Annotated in this window: 13 protein-coding genes; 8 read left to right on the plus strand and 5 right to left on the minus strand. The window is 70.3% G+C overall.

Annotated elements, in window-relative coordinates; genetic code table 11:
* Position 1: 1 nt before the first annotated feature.
* Genes HZ992_RS21610 through HZ992_RS21625 form a run of 4 tightly spaced genes read left to right on the plus strand, consistent with a single transcriptional unit; the run spans position 2 to position 3,357 of the window.
* Positions 2-1,282, plus strand: coding sequence for a glutamate-5-semialdehyde dehydrogenase (locus HZ992_RS21610; protein ID WP_209383854.1), 1,281 nt, complete (start codon positions 2-4; stop codon positions 1,280-1,282).
* Positions 1,282-1,983 carry a 7-cyano-7-deazaguanine synthase QueC gene (gene queC, locus HZ992_RS21615; protein ID WP_209383855.1) on the plus strand — a complete coding sequence of 234 codons (702 nt, stop codon included), beginning with the start codon at positions 1,282-1,284 and terminating at the stop codon, positions 1,981-1,983. Before HZ992_RS21610 ends, queC begins: the two co-directional genes overlap by 1 nt.
* 26 nt (positions 1,984-2,009) lie before the next feature.
* Positions 2,010-2,528, plus strand: coding sequence for a LemA family protein (locus HZ992_RS21620; protein ID WP_209383856.1), 519 nt, complete (start codon positions 2,010-2,012; stop codon positions 2,526-2,528).
* 19 nt (positions 2,529-2,547) lie between these two features.
* Entirely contained in the window at positions 2,548-3,357 is an 810-nt protein-coding gene (locus HZ992_RS21625) for a hypothetical protein (protein ID WP_209383857.1), read from the plus strand.
* 87 nt (positions 3,358-3,444) lie between these two features.
* Here HZ992_RS21625 and HZ992_RS21630 read toward each other — a convergent pair whose 3' ends face one another.
* Positions 3,445-4,275, minus strand: a complete 831-nt coding sequence (locus HZ992_RS21630; protein WP_209383858.1) for a carbon-nitrogen hydrolase family protein — start codon at positions 4,273-4,275, stop codon at positions 3,445-3,447.
* 14 nt (positions 4,276-4,289) lie between these two features.
* Positions 4,290-8,417: a YhdP family protein gene (locus tag HZ992_RS21635; RefSeq protein ID WP_209383859.1), complete on the minus strand. Its 4,128-nt coding sequence runs from the start codon at positions 8,415-8,417 to the stop codon at positions 4,290-4,292.
* Between the two features lie 185 nt (positions 8,418-8,602).
* Between HZ992_RS21635 and glnE the strand changes: the two genes are divergently transcribed.
* The 3 genes from glnE to HZ992_RS21650 are packed head-to-tail and all read left to right on the plus strand — an operon-like array spanning position 8,603 to position 12,832.
* Positions 8,603-11,356 carry a bifunctional [glutamate--ammonia ligase]-adenylyl-L-tyrosine phosphorylase/[glutamate--ammonia-ligase] adenylyltransferase gene (glnE, locus tag HZ992_RS21640; RefSeq protein ID WP_209383860.1) on the plus strand — a complete coding sequence of 918 codons (2,754 nt, stop codon included), beginning with the start codon at positions 8,603-8,605 and terminating at the stop codon, positions 11,354-11,356.
* 44 nt (positions 11,357-11,400) lie between these two features.
* A complete protein-coding gene (gene rrtA, locus HZ992_RS21645; protein WP_209383861.1) occupies positions 11,401-11,946 on the plus strand; it encodes a rhombosortase in 546 nt (181 codons plus the stop codon).
* Positions 11,936-12,832 carry a DMT family transporter gene (locus HZ992_RS21650; protein ID WP_209383862.1) on the plus strand — a complete coding sequence of 299 codons (897 nt, stop codon included), beginning with the start codon at positions 11,936-11,938 and terminating at the stop codon, positions 12,830-12,832. Before rrtA ends, HZ992_RS21650 begins: the two co-directional genes overlap by 11 nt.
* 1 nt (position 12,833) lies before the next feature.
* Here the strand turns inward: HZ992_RS21650 and rfaE2 are convergent, their stop codons facing one another.
* Positions 12,834-13,307 carry a D-glycero-beta-D-manno-heptose 1-phosphate adenylyltransferase gene (rfaE2, locus tag HZ992_RS21655; protein ID WP_209383863.1) on the minus strand — a complete coding sequence of 158 codons (474 nt, stop codon included), beginning with the start codon at positions 13,305-13,307 and terminating at the stop codon, positions 12,834-12,836.
* 80 nt (positions 13,308-13,387) lie between these two features.
* On the opposite strand from rfaE2, the gene HZ992_RS21660 reads away from it, so the two are divergent.
* Positions 13,388-14,044 (plus strand): glutathione S-transferase family protein, encoded by a 657-nt coding sequence (locus HZ992_RS21660; protein ID WP_209383864.1) that lies wholly within the window; start codon positions 13,388-13,390, stop codon positions 14,042-14,044.
* Positions 14,045-14,056: 12 nt separating this feature from the next.
* Here HZ992_RS21660 and HZ992_RS21665 read toward each other — a convergent pair whose 3' ends face one another.
* Positions 14,057-14,926 (minus strand): ferritin family protein, encoded by an 870-nt coding sequence (locus HZ992_RS21665; protein WP_209387262.1) that lies wholly within the window; start codon positions 14,924-14,926, stop codon positions 14,057-14,059.
* A 75-nt stretch (positions 14,927-15,001) separates the two neighbouring features.
* Positions 15,002-15,925 carry a MerR family transcriptional regulator gene (locus HZ992_RS21670; protein ID WP_209383865.1) on the minus strand — a complete coding sequence of 308 codons (924 nt, stop codon included), beginning with the start codon at positions 15,923-15,925 and terminating at the stop codon, positions 15,002-15,004.
* Positions 15,926-15,970 lie beyond the last annotated feature (45 nt).

Here is a 15,970-nt window from a genome sequence, read left to right on the forward strand (position 1 = left end):
CATGAGCTCCGACGACCTGCAGGCCACCATCGCCCACATGGGCGTGGCTGCGCGTGCCGCGGCCACGACGATGGCCGCCGCCTCGACCGCCTCCAAGAACGCCGCGCTGCTGCTGCTCGCGCGCCGACTGCGCGATGGCGTGTCCGAACTGCAGGCCGCCAACGAGAAGGATCTGCACGCCGCACGCGCCGCCGGTCTGGCCGAGCCGATGGTCGACCGCCTCAAGCTCACCGAGAAGGTGATCGCCACCGTCGCCGAAGGCTGCGAGCAGATCGCCTCCATGCCCGACCCGATCGGCGAGATCACGAACCTGCGGCGCCGCCCGAGCGGCATCAGCGTCGGCCAGATGCGCGTGCCTTTGGGTGTGTTCGGCATGATCTACGAGAGCCGACCGAACGTGACCATCGAGGCCGCCTCGCTGGCCATCAAGAGCGGCAATGCCTGCATCCTGCGCGGCGGCTCGGAGGCCATCCATTCCAACCTGGCGCTGTGGCGCATCGTGCAGTCGGCGCTGGCCGATGCCGGCCTGCCGCCCGACGCGGTGCAGCTGGTGCAGACGACCGACCGCGCTGCCGTCGGCCACCTGATCGCCTCGCCCGAGGCGGTGGATGTGATCATCCCGCGCGGCGGCAAGGGCCTGATCGAGCGCATCAGCCGCGAGGCGAAGGTGCCGGTGATCAAGCACCTGGACGGCAACTGCCATGTCTATGTCGACGCCAGCGCCGACCTCGAGCTGGCGCTGAAGGTCACCGACAACGCCAAGACGCAGAAGTACAGCCCCTGCAATGCGGCCGAATCGCTGCTGGTGCACGAGGCCGTCGCAAGCGCGTTCCTGCCGCGCATCGGCGCGATCTTCGCTGCCAAGGGCGTGGAGATGCGCACCGACGCGAAAGGCCGCGCGATCCTGTCGGCGGTGGCGAACGCCAAGCTCGCCGACGCCACCGAGGCCGACTGGAGCGAGGAGTACCTCGCGCCGATCATCAGCGTGAAGGTGGTCGTCTCGCTGGACGAAGCCATCGCCCACATCAACCGCTACGGCTCGCACCACACCGACGCCATCCTCACCGACAGCCACGCGAACGCGATGCGCTTCCTGCGCGAGGTCGACTCGGCCAGCGTGATGGTCAACGCCAGCACGCGCTTTGCAGACGGCTTCGAGTACGGCCTGGGCGCCGAGATCGGCATCAGCACCGACAAGTTCCACGCCCGCGGCCCGGTCGGCCTGGAGGGGCTCACCTCGATGAAATGGGTGGTGCTCGGCCAGGGCGAGGTGCGCAGCTGATGGATGACACGCGCAAGGCCCTCGTGCTGTTCTCCGGCGGTCAGGACTCCACCGTCTGCCTGGCCTGGGCCCTGCAGCGCTTTTCGCAGGTCGAGACGATCGGCTTCAGCTACGGGCAGCGCCACGCAGTCGAGCTGACCTGCCGCCAGAAGGTGATCGCGGAACTTCGCGCGCAGTTCCCGAAGTGGGGCAAGCGGCTCGGCGAAGACCACATGCTCGACCTGGCCCTGCTCGGCCAGATCTCCGAGACGGCGCTGACCGCCCAGCGCGAGATCGAGATGAACGAGGACGGCCTGCCCAACACCTTCGTGCCGGGCCGCAATCTGCTGTTCCTCACCTTCGCCGGCACGGTGGCCTATCGTCGCGGCCTGAACGCGCTGGTCGGCGGCATGTGCGAGACCGATTTCTCCGGCTACCCTGATTGCCGCGACAACACGCTCAAGGCCCTGCAGGTGGCGATCAGCCTCGGCCTGGATACGCCGATGACGATCGAGACGCCGCTGATGTGGTTCGACAAGGCGCAGACCTGGTCGCTCACCGAGCGGCTGGGCGGCGAGGCGCTGATCGACCTGGTGGCCGAACACACCCACACCTGCTATGTCGGCGACCGCTCGCGCCGCCACGAGTGGGGCTACGGCTGCGGGCTGTGCCCGGCCTGCGACCTGCGCCGAGCCGGCTACAACGCCTGGGTCCATTCCTGAGGGCCTCGCCCTGGGCCGCGCACCGGATGAGCAGCCACGCGATCGTCCTGGGCCTCCTGGCCGCCGTGCTGCTGTTCTGGGCGGTGGGCGCCTACAACCGCATGGTCAGCCTGCGCAACACGCTGCTGCGCCATTTCGCGGCGGTCGACGAGCAGTTCCGTGGCCGCCACGCGCTGCTGCTGCAATGGGCCGATACGCTGATCGGCGCCGATGCGGCCCTGCTGGATTCGCTGCGCGCGGCCTGCCTGCAGGCCGAAGCCGCCTGTACCCATGCACGCAGCCGCGCGTCCAACGCCGGGGCGCTGACCAGCCTGCGGCTGGCCGAGGAGATCCTGTCGCAGGCCCGCGCCCGGCTGCCGGCGCCCGAGGGCGCCGACGACGCGCAGGCGGCGCTGGCCGCCGCACTGGCCGAGGGCGACACCACACTGGCCTTCGCGCGGCGGCAGTTCAACGAGGCGGTACAGGGCTACAACCATGCGGTCGGCCAGTTCCCCACCTGGGTGATTGCCGGGATGTTCGGCTTTCGCAAGGCGAGCACACTCTGACCATGGTGAGTTGGCTTCCATGAACAGCAAGGTCACGCCTGCACCGGCCGGTCCGCCGCTGACCGAGGACGAGTTGGCCGCGATCGAGCGGCTCGACCGGGTGCGCGGCGTCGGCGGGCTGAAATCGGCGCTGCTCGCGCTGCTGGCTTCGCCTGCGGTGCCGGGGCGCCTGCGCACCTGGCGCGAAGAGACCGTGCTGGTCCCCGAGGCCGAGGTCATCCGTGTCGACATCGGCAAGCTTGGCCCCAGCACCCGGCTGCCCTGGTTCGAGCTGCTTCTGGCGCGCATGGGCGCCGCGCCGCTGGCGGATCGCCAGGCCCTGCTGCGTTCGGCCCGGCGCGTGCTCGGCCCGCCCGGCCTGCCGATCGACCGCCTGCTCTGGCTGGCCATGCGACGCCACTTCGGCGAACACCCGCTGACCCCTGCGCACGGGGCCAACGACCCCGAACTGTCGCGGCTGTCGATCGCCGAACTGCTGCACGTCGCGCACTTCACGGCGCACCTGGCTCGCATGGTGCCCGGCGACGACCCGGCCGAAGGCCAGCGCTGGTACTTCGCCGTGATGGCGCGCTGGCTCAAGCCGGCCGAGACGCCGCCCTGGCAGCGCCCCGACGTCGATGCCCTGGTGCATGCGCTCAACGGGCTGCAGGCGATGTCGTGGATGCAGCGGCCTCAGGTGGTGCGCACCTGGGTCGCGGCCGCCATGGCCGGCCACTATGGCGGCCTGGCCCCCGGCGCGGCCGACGCGCTGCGGCTGAGCTCGCTGCTGCTCGATTCACCGATGCCGCCCGACCTGGCACGGCAGTACGCCGAGATCAGCCCCGACTAGATGGCGCACCCGGCGCCGGGTACCGGCGCCACCCGCCATGCGGGTGACCGGTCGGCTTGGGGCAGCCCGGCGCCGACCGGTTCGCCGTCAGAAGCGGCGGTGCGTCAATGCGGGCAACTGCCCGCGCACTTCGGCGATGCGCGCCATGTCCAGCTCGGCGAGCACCACGCCCTCGCCTTCAGGCCGCACCGCGAGCACCTCGCCCCAGGGGTCGACGATCATGCTGTGGCCCCAGGTGCGCCGGCCGTTCTCGTGGCGGCCACCCTGCGCCGGCGCGATCACGTAGCACTGGTTCTCGATCGCGCGGGCGCGCAGCAGCAGCTCCCAGTGCGCCTGGCCGGTGGTGTAGGTGAAGGCCGAGGGCACGCTCAGCAGGTCGCAGGGCGGCGCCATCAGCGCGCGGTACAGCTCGGGGAAGCGCAGGTCGTAGCAGACGCTGAGCCCGACGCGCAGCAGCTCGCTGCCAGGCAGAGCGGCCGCCTCGCAGGCCGTTGGTTCGCTGCCGGCGAGGATCGCGCGGCCCTCGTCGTAGCTCTCTCGCACGCCGCCGCTGTCGCGCTCGAAGCGGAACAGGTGGATCTTGTCGTAGCGCGCAGCCAGGCTGCCGCCGGGCGCGAAGACGCAGCAGCTGTTGAGCACGCGCTGCGGGTCGGGGCTCTTCATCGGCAGCGTGCCGCCGATCAGCCACACGCCGTGCTCCTGCGCCGCCTCGGACAGCATGCGCTGGATCGGACCCTGCCCCGGCGTCTCGGCGATCGCGAGCTTGTCGGTGTCGGCGCGGCCCATGAAGCAGAAGTACTCCGGCAGCGCGACCAGCGTCGCGCCCTCGGCCGCCGCCGTGGCGATCAGGCGCCGCGCCGACTCGAGGTTGGCATCGACCTCGGTGCCCGAGACCATCTGCACGGCGGCGATCTTCATGGTCTTCGGCTCCTTCATTGCACGACACGGGGCGATGAAGCGGCCGGCAGGGGCGCATCGACGTCGGGCACGGCGTCGCCGAACTTGCGTTCGACCTTCTCGACCTTCGGGTCAGCCCACGGGCCGCTGACGTGGAACTCGCGCGTGCCGGCCTGGATGAGCGGGCGGCGCAGGAACACCTGCGCGAGGAAGGTGCCCAGGCCCACCGCCGGGTTGATCGCCGCATAGGCCAGCGAGGCGGTACCGGCGTTGATCTCCGGCACCACGATGACGCGCAGGTCCTGCGTCTCGCGCGCGATGTCGGCCTGCCCCTCCATCAGCACCACGGCCTGCACGCCGCGCATGCGCAGGTTGTTGGTGTTCGCCACGCCCTGGGCGATCTTCAGGTCGCCGGTGATGTTGTCGAAGGCGAATCCTTCCTGGAAGACGTCGCGGAAGTCCAGCAGCAGCCGCCGCGGCAGCGCCTGCAGGCTGAGCACGCCGAGCAGCCGCGCCGCGCCCGGTTCGGCCTTGAGAAACTGGCCCGCATCGAGCGCCACGGCGACGTTGCCCGACAGCGTCGGGTAGTCCAGCGCCAACGGCGAGCCGAGCCACGACAGCTGGCCCGAGAGCTGGCCCTTGCCGCCGCGCATCGCCTTGCCCGTGCCCAGGCGCTCGAGCAGCGCGCCGCCGTCGGCCACGTCGAGCTTGAAGTTGAGCACCGAGCGGCGCCGGGCGCTGGCCGCTGCGCCCGGCACCGTCATGAAGGTGCCGCCGGTCTCGGACCAGTTGCCGCTGCCGCTGAGCTGTGCCTCGGGCATGACCAGGCCGAGGCGGTTGAGCCGCCATTCGCGTACCGCGTCGCGGCCCTCGCCGACGACCCGGTTCACTGCATCGATCTCGAGACGGCCGAGCCGCTTGCCGCGCAGCTCGAAGTCGTCGATGACGATGTCCAGCGAGGGCACGGCGGTGGGCTGCTGCTGGTCGAGCAGGTGCTCGACCTGATCGGCATCGCTCTTGGGCAAGGACAGCCTGGCCAGCCGCGCGTAGACCCGCCCGGCCGCCTGCGCTGCGCCGGGCCGGGCCGGCCGGTACTCGACGTAGCCGCCGAACTGCTCGGCCTCGACGTTGGCGCGCCAGACGCCGTCGCCCTGCGATGCGCCGATGACGACGCGGTTGAACTGGCGCGCGCCGCTTTGCAGCGACTGCGCGCGCAGCGCGATCTGCCCGGGCAGGTAGCCGGACACTTCGCCGCCGGCTGCAGCGCCGACGCCGCCCGGCGCAGACCCATTGAACATGCGGCCGGACACCGCTTCCCAGGCATCGGCGCTCAGCGCGGCGAGCGTGGCGTTGGCATGCACGCCAGTGGCCGGCGTGGGCGCCGGCTCGTTGATGCCGATGCCGCCGCGCAGCACGCGCGGGGTGTCGCCCGACAGATCGCGGACGTACTGCGCCTGCAGCACGCTGCCGAGTTCGAAGCGCAGCGTGTCGCGTGCCGACTGTCCGGCCTGCAGCGACTCGGGCACCAGCGTGCTCTGGTAGCGCAGCGGCAGCGGCACCTCGGCCGCCTTGCGCAGCGGCGCGGGCAGTTCGGAGGCCAGCCCGACGAGGTTGCTGGTGATGCTGATCTCGGGCAGACCGTGCACGAAGGCCAGGCTGGCGCGGTAGGGTGTCTGCCCGGTGAAGGAACTCGCCAGCCGGGACAGTGGCCCGAGTTCGCCGGCGCGGCGCAGGCCCTCGGCGCTGGCCGTGCCCTGGCCACTGAAGCGCAGCGTGCCGTCGGGCTGCATCGAACCGTCGAAGCTGGCGTCGCCACCGAGCAGTCTGGCGCTGGCGCCGCTGACGGTCAGGCCCTTGTGCGTGAAGTCGATGCGGGCGCGGGCACCACCGAGCAGCGGCGTGTCGGGCGTGATGCGCACGTCGTTGCCGGCCAGCGCGATGCCACCCTTCACGGTGGACGCCGACAGGTCGTACAGCGGCAGCGACAGGCCCAGCTTGAGCTCGGCCGTGCCAGTGGCAGTGGCGCGTGCGAGTGCCTGTCCGGTCCATTGGCCGACCGGCGTGACGTTCACGAAGCGCAGCATCTCGGTCAGCGGCCCGCGCACGCTGCCATCCAGCGCAAGCACCGAGCGATCGGCCAGGTTGCGCACGCCGCCCTGCACGCCGCTGAGCACGACGTTGCCGAGCTGCGCACTGCCGTCACGGATCTCCAGGCTGGCGCGGTCGATGATCACCTCGGCCGCCACGCGCGTGAGGGCCGGCCACGGCGACACCCAGGCCGGCTTCTCGTTGACAGCCGGCTCGCTGGGCACGTAGTCGAAGGTCGCGTCCTTGACGCGGCCGGCGATGCGGAATTCGCCGTCCTTGGGCGACTTGGCCGTGAAGAAGGGAAAGTCCCACAGGTCGCCCTTGACGCGGAAGCTCGCCTCCTGCACGGCGCCGCTGCGCAGCGCGCGGCCGAGGTACTGGCGCGTTTGCGCCATGTGCAAGGGCAGGTAGCGCGCGATCTTGGCGGCATCGCCGCGCACGATGCGCCCGTTGAGCTCGATCTGGCCCGGCAGGCGCCCGCCCTGGCGAGCCCCTTGGCCGGGACCGGTGGACCAGCTGCCGCTCAGCTCGCCTTGCGCATCGGGATTGGCGAAGCGGCCGTCCTTGACCTGCACGCTGACCCGGGGCGGCGCTCCGGCCGCGCCGTGCTCGATCTTCCAGCCGAGCTGCGCGGCCAGGGTGTCGAACGGCACCAAGGCTTGGTCGAACACGCCCGGAAACTCCAGCGCGCCGGAAGTGAGGTTGAGCTGCGCCTGGCCGCCCGTCTCGGTGGCACTGACCTGCAGCGAGGCATTGCGCAGACCGGGTCGGCCCACGGCGTTCGGCTCCGGCGCGGGCTTCGCGGCCAGCGACAACCCGCTGAACAAGGCCTTGGCCTGGTAGCGCACCGGAGCGTCCAGCGGGCCGGTCCAGCTCGCGTCCAACCCGGTCACCACGCCCTGCGGGTTGAGCTCGGCGAGCAGTTGCCGCAGCGCCTCGCCCAGCGGCACGCGGGTGGCCACCTGCGCCATCACGTCGAGGTCGAGCCGCTGGGCGCTGAACTGGCCGGCGCTGACCGGCTGGCCCTCGCGTTGCCGCCACGACAGCGCGAGATCGCCCTGTGGCCAGCGCACGCCGTCGCCGGTGAGGAAACCGAAGCGCTGCAGCGCGATCGACACGCCTTCGTCGTCCTGCTTGGCGACCAGCCGGCCCTCGACCTGCTCGAACACCAGCGGCTCGACGTTCTTCGCCAGGCGCAGCGCCACCGCGCGCAACGCCAGATCCACCGTGCCGCTGCTCGGGCGGCCTTCGGCGAGCTCGATCCAGGCGCGCAGCGCGCCGTCGCCCTGCGTCAGCTCGAAGGGCAGGTCGACGTAGCGGCGCAGCTCGTGAACATCCATGCGCGGCATGTCGACGAAGGCGGTGCCGCTCCAGCGCTTGATGTCGCCCGCGCGTGCCAGCAGCGGCTGCGAGAAGCGGCCGCGCAGGTTGAAACGCTCGCCCCAGGGATCGTCGGGCGTGGCATCCAGGCGCAACTCATGATGCAACAGGCTGTTGCGCAGGGCGAACTGCACGTTGGTCAGCGCCAGCGTGGGCGCGTCGCGCAGCTCGTCGGTCCAGTACAGGCTGCCGTCGCGGATGATGAATTCATGCTGGCGGAAGAACCAGTCGCGCAGCGTGGTGTCGTCGCTCTTGTCGGCGTTGCCGGCGCCGATGTCCAGCCCGGCGACGAACACCCGGCCCGCCGCGTTGCGCCGGATCTCGAGTTGCGCGCCCTCGATGAGCAACTGTTCGAAGCGCAGCTCGAAGGCCAGCACCGACTGCGGTGAGATCGATGCCAGCACCCGCGGCAGCTGCAGGGCGGGGCGCTGCTGCGCATCGAGCAGGGTCACGTCGTTGAACTCGAAACTCGGCACCCAGCCGCTGCTGCCGGCCGAAATGCGCCCGATGCGCACCGGCACGCCCAGTGCCTTGCTGGCCTGCGCCTCGATCTGCGGGCGCCATTGCTCGATTCGGGGCAGAATCCCCCAGTGAAGAGTCAACCAGGCCGTCAGCACTAAGCTCGACACCACGAACAGCAGCCCCAGCACGAAGCGCAGCAGGCTGCGCAGCGGGCGCCGGGGCGCGGCGGGCAAGGCGGGCTGCGAGGGAGCAGCGCCAACGACGGGCTGGATCAGGGGCATGAAATCGACGCAACGCCAGCGAGGGCAGAAGCACGGACGCTGCGCCTGCACGGCAGGCCGGCGCGGCACTGTTGTATGTCTTGTGGGGCCGTGGCCGCACCGCTGAGTTCAATCTAGCACAGACCCCTGCCGACACGATGGGTTCCGCACCGCTCACCGACATCGAATCGCAACCCCCTGTGACGCCGCCGGCGGACGCATCGCACAGCCGTTTCGTGCAACGCATCCGGCGACGTTACGCGGCCGAGCTGCCGCTGCTGCCCCCCGGCCTGCCGCGGCGCGAGACGATCACCGCCCTGGTGGCCACGTTGCAGGAGCAAGGCCGCGCGATCGCCAGTGCCTTGCGGGTGGCACGGCAGCTCGTGCTGGAGCGGCTGGCCGTGCTCGACATCGAGCAGGGTGCGGCGATGGAAGACGTCACGCTGGCCATGAGCGAGCTGGCAGAGGCCACGCTCGAGCTGGCCTTGGCGCAGGCCGTGGCCGACCAGTCGGTGCGGCATGGACTGCCGCGCACCGACGCCGGCGCACCGATCGAATTCTGGGTCGTCGGCATGGGCAAGCTCGGCGCGCGCGAGCTCAACGTCTCGTCCGACATCGACCTCGTCTACGTCTACGAAGAAGACGGCCACACCGACGGGCCGCAGCCGATCACCGCGCACGAGTTCTTCGCCCAGGTGGCGCGCGGCCGTCGGACCCTGATCGGCGACACCACCGAAGACGGCTTCGTGTTCCGCGTCGACCTGGCGCTGCGCCCGAACGGCAACTCCGGGCCGGCGGCGGTGAGCCTGTCCATGCTCGAGGAATACCTGCAGGTGCAGGGCCGCGAGTGGGAGCGCTTCGCCTGGCTGAAGAGCCGCGTCGTTGCGCCGCGCGCCGCAGTGGACAGCGGCCGCGCGCGTGCGCTGCGTTCGATCATCGTCTCCTTCGTCTACCGGAAGTACCTCGACTACGGCGTGTTCGAGGGCCTGCGCCAGCTGCACCGGAAGGTGCGCGACGAGGCCCAGCGCCGCGCCGCCGGCCGGCCCGAGCGCGCCAACGACGTCAAGCTCTCGCGCGGCGGCATCCGCGAGATCGAGTTCATCGTGCAGCTGCTGCTGGTGGTGCGCGGCGGGCAGTTCCCGGAGATTCGCACGCGCTCGACGCTGAGAGCGCTGAGCAAGCTGGCGGCCGGCGGGCTGATGAAGGTCGACAGCGCGCGCCGGCTGGCCGAGGCCTACACCTTCCTGCGCCGCGTCGAACACCGCATCCAGTACCTCGACGACCAGCAGACCCACCTGCTGCCCACCGTCGACGGCGACTTGAACTGGATCGCGCGCAGCCTGGCCCTGACGTGCAGCGCCGACGCCTGCGAGCTGCTCGATCGTTTGGGCGAGATCCGCGAGTTCGTCGCGCTCGAGTTCGACGCGCTGCTGCACGACGGCCGCGAGCCCGCACCGGCCACCAACGGCAACGGCGGCTGCCGCAGCTGCGGCACGCCGCCGGCGCCGCTGGACAGCGAGAGCTTCATCGAGAAGCTGCCCGAGGAACTGGCGGCCCGCCTGCGCCCGCTGTGTGAGCAGCCGAAGATCAAGGCGCTGCGCGAGGAGAGCAAGGTGCGCCTGGCGCGCCTGATCTCGCGCGCCGCGCAGGCCGCGCGCAGCGGCCAGTGCACGATGGAGGCGGCGACGCGCTTCGTCGACTGGGTCGAGCCGCTGCTGCGCCGCGAGAGCTATCTCGCGCTGCTGGTCGAGCGGCCCGAGGTGCAGAACCGGCTGCTGCGCCTGCTCGGCCTGGCCCGCTGGCCGATGCGCTACCTGATGCGCCACCCGGGCGTGATCGACGAGCTGGCCGACGAGCGCCTGCTGCACAACCGCTTCGACCCCGCCGTGTTCAGCGCCGAGCTGGAAGCGCGCCACGAGGCCTGGGAACGCTCCGGCCAGGCCGACCCCGAATCGCTGCTCGACACGCTGCGCCGCGCCCACCATGCCGAGGTGTTCCGCACGCTGGTGCGCGACGTCGAGGCGCACATCACCACCGAAGAGGTGGCCGACGAGCTGTCGGCGCTGGCCGACGCCACGCTGGCCCGCACACTCGCCTGGGCCTGGAAACACCTCAAGCAGGCGCACCGGCCGGAGCCGCGCTTCGCCGTCATCGCCTACGGCAAGCTCGGCGGCAAGGAGCTCGGCTACGGCAGCGACCTCGACGTCGTGTTCCTCTACGACGATGACGACGAGCGCGCCCCCGAGGTCTATGGCGCCTTCACGCGCAAGCTGATCGGCTGGCTGACCTTGCGCACCGCCGCGGGCGAGCTGTTCGACATCGACACCGCGCTGCGGCCGAACGGTAACTCGGGGATGCTCGTCACCTCGATGGACTCGTTCGAGAAGTACCAGAGCGGCCGAGGCAGCAACACCGCATGGACCTGGGAGCACCAGGCGCTGACGCGGGCGCGCTGGTGCGCCGGGCTGGGCGCGCTCGAGGGCCGCTTCGAGGCGGTGCGCCGCGCCGTGCTGGCGGCCCCGCGCGACCATGCAGCACTGCGCGAAGAAGTGCGCGCGATGCGCGACAAGCTGCGCGCAGCGCGGCCGGTCAAGGCCGGCAGCTTCGACGTCAAGCACAGCCCGGGCGGCATGGTCGACGCCGAGTTCGCGGTGCAGTACCTCGTGCTCGCACACAGCGGCGCGCACCCCGAGCTGCTCGACAACAAGGGCAACATCGCCCTGCTTCAGCGCGCCCAGGCATGCGGCCTGCTGCCCGACCACATCGGCACGCACGCTGCCGATGCCTACCGCGAGCTGCGCCGCGCGCAGCACCGCGCCCGGCTGGACGAGCAGCCCACGCAGGTACCGCCCGAGACCCTGGTCGAACACCGCGACGCCATCCTCGCCCTGTGGCGCACGGTGTTCGGTTGAACGCTCCGGCGGCGCCGCGCGCCTGGGCTGCACTCGCCCTGCTGATGGCCCTGGCCGCGCTGGCGGCTTGGCCGGCGGATGCCCTGCGCCTGGACTGGCAGCCCGCGCTGGCAGCCCGCGAGCCGTGGCGTGCTTTCACTTCGGCTGCGGTGCACTACAGCCCGCTGCACCTGGGCGCCAACCTCGCCGGCGCCGCGCTAGTGGGCGCGCTGGGCGTGGTGGCGCGCGTGCCGGGCCGCGTCGTGCTGGCCTGGCTGGCCGCCTGGCCGCTCACCCAGCTCGGGCTGCTGCTGCGCCCCGACCTGCTGCATTACGGCGGCCTCTCCGGCATGCTGCATGCCGGCGTGTGCGCGGCGTCGTTGTGGCTGCTGGTGCACGATCGCGGCCGACGGCGCCTCATCGGTGCTGCGATCCTTGCCGTGGTGACCCTCAAGATCCTCGGCGAGTCCCCCTGGGGTCCGGCCGCACAGACCCGCGAAGGCTGGGACATCGCGGTCGCCCCTTTCGCCCATGCGAGCGGCGCCGTCTGTGGCCTGGTGTGCGCGGGCGTGTCGCTGCTCTTTCCCTTTCCGGCTACCCATGACGATTGAACGCAAGTCTCGACTCGACACCCTGGCCGTCACCTCGCTGGTGGCGTGCTGCTTCCTGTGGGGCCTGAACCAGGTGGCCGCCAAGGTGGCGATCACCGAGGTGCCACCGCTCGCGCAGGCCGCCGTGCGCTCGCTGGGCGGCGCCGTGCTGGTGTTCATCTGGGCGCGGCTGCGCGGCATCACGCTGTTCGGCCACGACGGTTCGCTGCCCGGCGGGCTGCTCGCCGGGCTGCTTTTCGCCGCCGAGTTCGGCTGCATCTTCCTCGGACTGCAGTTCACCACCGCCTCGCGCATGGCGGTGTTCATCTACATCTCGCCGTTCATCGTGGCGCTGGGCATGCCCTTCATCTCGAAGTCCGAGAAGCTCAAGCGCACACAGATGGCCGGGCTGGTGATCGCCTTCGCGGGAGTAGCCTGGGGCTTCGCCGAGGGCTTCACGCGCCCGGCGGCGGGCGATCGGCAGTGGCTTGGCGACGGCCTGGGTGTGCTGGCCGGCGTGCTGTGGGGTGCGACGACGCTGGCCATCCGCGGCAGCAAGCTGAGCTCGACCTCGGCCGAGAAGACGCTGCTGTACCAGCTGGCCATCTCGGGCGCGGCACTGGCGCTGGCGGCCGCCGTGACGGGCACGGCCTGGGCGCCCACACTGTCGGCCCTGACCTGGGCCTCGCTGTTCTTCCAGGTGGTGATCGTCACCTTCGCCAGCTACCTGCTGTGGTTCTGGCTGATCCGCCACTACCCCGCCACGCGGCTGGCCGCCTTCACGCTGCTCACGCCGGTGTTCGGCCTGCTGCTGGGTGGCTGGCTGCTCGGCGAGCCGATCACGCCGCGGCTGGTGATCGCACTGCTGGCCGTGGCCAGCGGCATCGTGCTGGTGAATCGGTCGTAGTTCAGCCGCGGATGCGTCGGACCAGCGAGGTGGTGGAGTAGCCGTCGACGAAGGCCAGCGCACGAGCCTCGCCGCCCCAGCTGCGCACCCACTTCGTCTCCTCGAGCGTCTCGATGTCGTAGTCGCCGCCCTTCACGTACAGCTGCGGACGCACGAGCTTGAGCAGTTCGACCGGCGTGGCCTCTTCGAACAGCGTCACGAGGCTGACGCTCTCCAGCGCCGCCAGCACGCAGGCGCGGTCGGTCTCGTTGTTCAGTGGCCGGTCGGGGCCCTTGCCCAGGCCGCGCGCCGAAGCGTCGCTGTTCAGCCCGATGACCAGGCTGGCGCCCAGCGCACGTGCCTGCGCGAGGTAGCTCACGTGGCCGCGGTGCAGGATGTCGAACACGCCATTGGTGAACACCACCGGGCGCTGCAGCGCTGCCACTCGGGCGGCGAGCTCGCTGCGCGGGCACAGCTTGTCGAGGAAGTCGGCCATGGCCGCGATTGTCGCCTGCGAGGCAGCGGGGCGGGCCGCAGCGCGCATAGACTGCGCGCCAGTCATTGCAGGAGACATCGATGATCACGCTGTGCGGCATCTGCATCTCGAACTACTACAACAAGGTCAAGCTGGCCCTGCTGGAAAAGGGCATTCCCTTCCAGGAGCAGTACGTGGCCACCGGCAGCAAGGACGAGGCCGTGCTGTCCTGCTCGCCACTGGGCAAGGTGCCCTTCATCCGCACCGAGCAGGGTGCGCTGTGCGAGAGCCAGGCGATCCTGGACTACCTCGAGGCGCTGCAACCCGAGCCGCGCCTGTTGCCCGTCGACCCCTGGGCCGCAGCCAAGGTGCGCGAGCTCACGACCTTCATCGATCTGCACCTGGAACTCGTCACGCGCGAGCTGTACGGCAAGGCCTTCTTCGGCGGCGACATCAGCGAGGCGAATGCCGCCCGCGTACGCAAGCAGCTGGAGAAGAACATCGCCGCCTTCAAACGGCTGGCGAAGTTCGCGCCCTACGTGGCTGGCGATCAGTTCACGCAGGCGGACTGCTCGGCCTGGGTCAGCCTGCCGCTGGTGGCCATGGCCACGCGCATCGTCTACGGTGAGGACCTGCTCGCTGCCGCCGGCATCGACTGGAAGGTCTACGGCAAGCTGGTCGGCGAGCGCGCCAGCGCCCAGCGGGTCACGGCCGACCGCAAGGCCGAGCAGGACGCCGCCGCGGCGAAGAAGGGCTGAGGCCCTTTCTCCTCAGGCCGGCGTCGCGCCCGCCGCCGGCTTGGCGGCGGCGGCCACCGCGGCCGTCACTTCCTTGCGGAAGCGGTTGAGCTCCTGCACGCTGGCGAAGCTGCGCTCCATGAGCAGGCTCATGTTGTGCAGGATGCGCTCGACGACCTTGGTCTCCCAGACGGCGTCGAACTGGATCTGGCGGTCGAGCCACTGCTCCAGCCACTCGGGATTGGGCAGGCGGCTTTGCACCGTGTCGCGCGGGAACAGCTTCACGTTCACGTGCAGGTTGGTCGGGTGCAGCGCCTGCGCCGTGCGGCGGGCGCTGGCCATCAGCACGCCCACCTTGGCGAACGCAGCCTTCGCTTCGTCGCCGAACTTCTGCAGCGCACGCTTCATGTAGCGCAGGTAGGCGCCGCCGTGGCGAGCCTCGTCGCGCGCCAGCGTCTCGTAGATCGCCTTGATGACCGGCTCGTTGTGCCATTCCGCGGCGCGGCGATACCAGTGGTTCAACCGGATCTCCCCGCAGAAGTGCAGCATCAGCGTCTCCAGCGCGGGCGCCGGATCGAACTCGAAACGCACCTCGTGCAGTTCCTCTTCGGTGGGCACCAGGTCGGGCCGGAAACGGCGCAGGTACTCCATCAGCACCAGCGAGTGCTTCTGCTCCTCGAAGAACCACACGCTCATGAACGCCGAGAAGTCGCTGTCATCGCGGTTGTCGCGCAGGAACATCTCGGTGGCCGGCAATGCCGCCCACTCGGTGATGGCGTTCATCTTGATGGTCTGCGCCTGCTCGTCGCTGAGCTTGCTGGCATCGAACTGGTCCCAAGGAATGTCCTTGTCCATGTTCCAGCGCACGGCTTCGAGCTGCTTGAAGAGTTCCGGATAGATCATGGCCATGGCAGCGCCTCGTGGATCAGCGATTCTAGTTCTGCGCCCATGTCGTGGGTGCGGCATGGCCTTAGCCCGTCAGGACTTCGCTTCACGCGCGCGCCAAGCCTGCAACTCGTCGTGGATCTGTCCGATCGCGGCGATCGCGCGCACGCCGTCGACCGGGCGGCGATGCAGGACCGGCGCGGCGCCTCCAGCCCACAGATCGATGCCGGCCGGCAACTTCGCGCGCAGTTCGGTCAGGCCTTCGACGATCTGGTTCGGGTTCATGCAGCCGCTGAAGCTCAGTGCGACGATGTCGATGCGCTGCGCGCGACTGGCCAGCACGATGTCCCATATCGGCGTGCAGACTCCCAGCGAGACGCAGCGCGCACTGTCCAGCGCCAGCAGGGCCTCGGCCATCAGCAGGCCCAGCCCGTGCGGCTCATGGGGAAGCGTGGTGAGCAGCACACCCGGGCGGGCACGCACCGGCTGCAGGCGCGCGATGGCATCGCGCAGCACGACCTGGATCGACTCGGTGTAGAGGTGCTCCTCGAAGATCTGCAGTTGCCCGCGCATCCAGGCGTCGCCGACGCGCGTATTCAGCGGTCCGACCACATCGATGATGAATCTCGCCAGTCCAAGGCGTTCACGGGCCTGGACGAGTTGCCGCCGCAATCCCTGCACATCATGCGACTTGAGAATCTCCAGGAAGTCGCCCACCTCGCGCGCGGTGTCGGACACCGCCATCGGGGCGTGCCGTTGCAGGCGCTCCACCAGTTCGGCCATGGACAAACTCATCAGCCGGCCCGGGCGCTCTCCCGCATCGACCAGCCGTTTCAGGAGGCGCAACTGCTCGATCTCCTGCGAGGAGTAGAGCCGCTCGCCCCTGCCATCTCGCTTGGGACTGGGAAAACCGTAGCGCCGCTCCCAAACACGAAGTGTGTCCTTGCTCAGGCCGGTATCTCGTTCAGCCGCCGCAATGTTGAACTCGAGAGCGGAACGAGTGGCGAAAGGGTTCATGGCAGTGCGCTCGGATTGGACAAAGCCAGCAGACCGACATTGTTG

This window comes from Rhizobacter sp. AJA081-3, assembly GCF_017795745.1.
In the GTDB taxonomy this organism is placed as follows: Bacteria; Pseudomonadota; Gammaproteobacteria; order Burkholderiales; family Burkholderiaceae_C; genus Piscinibacter.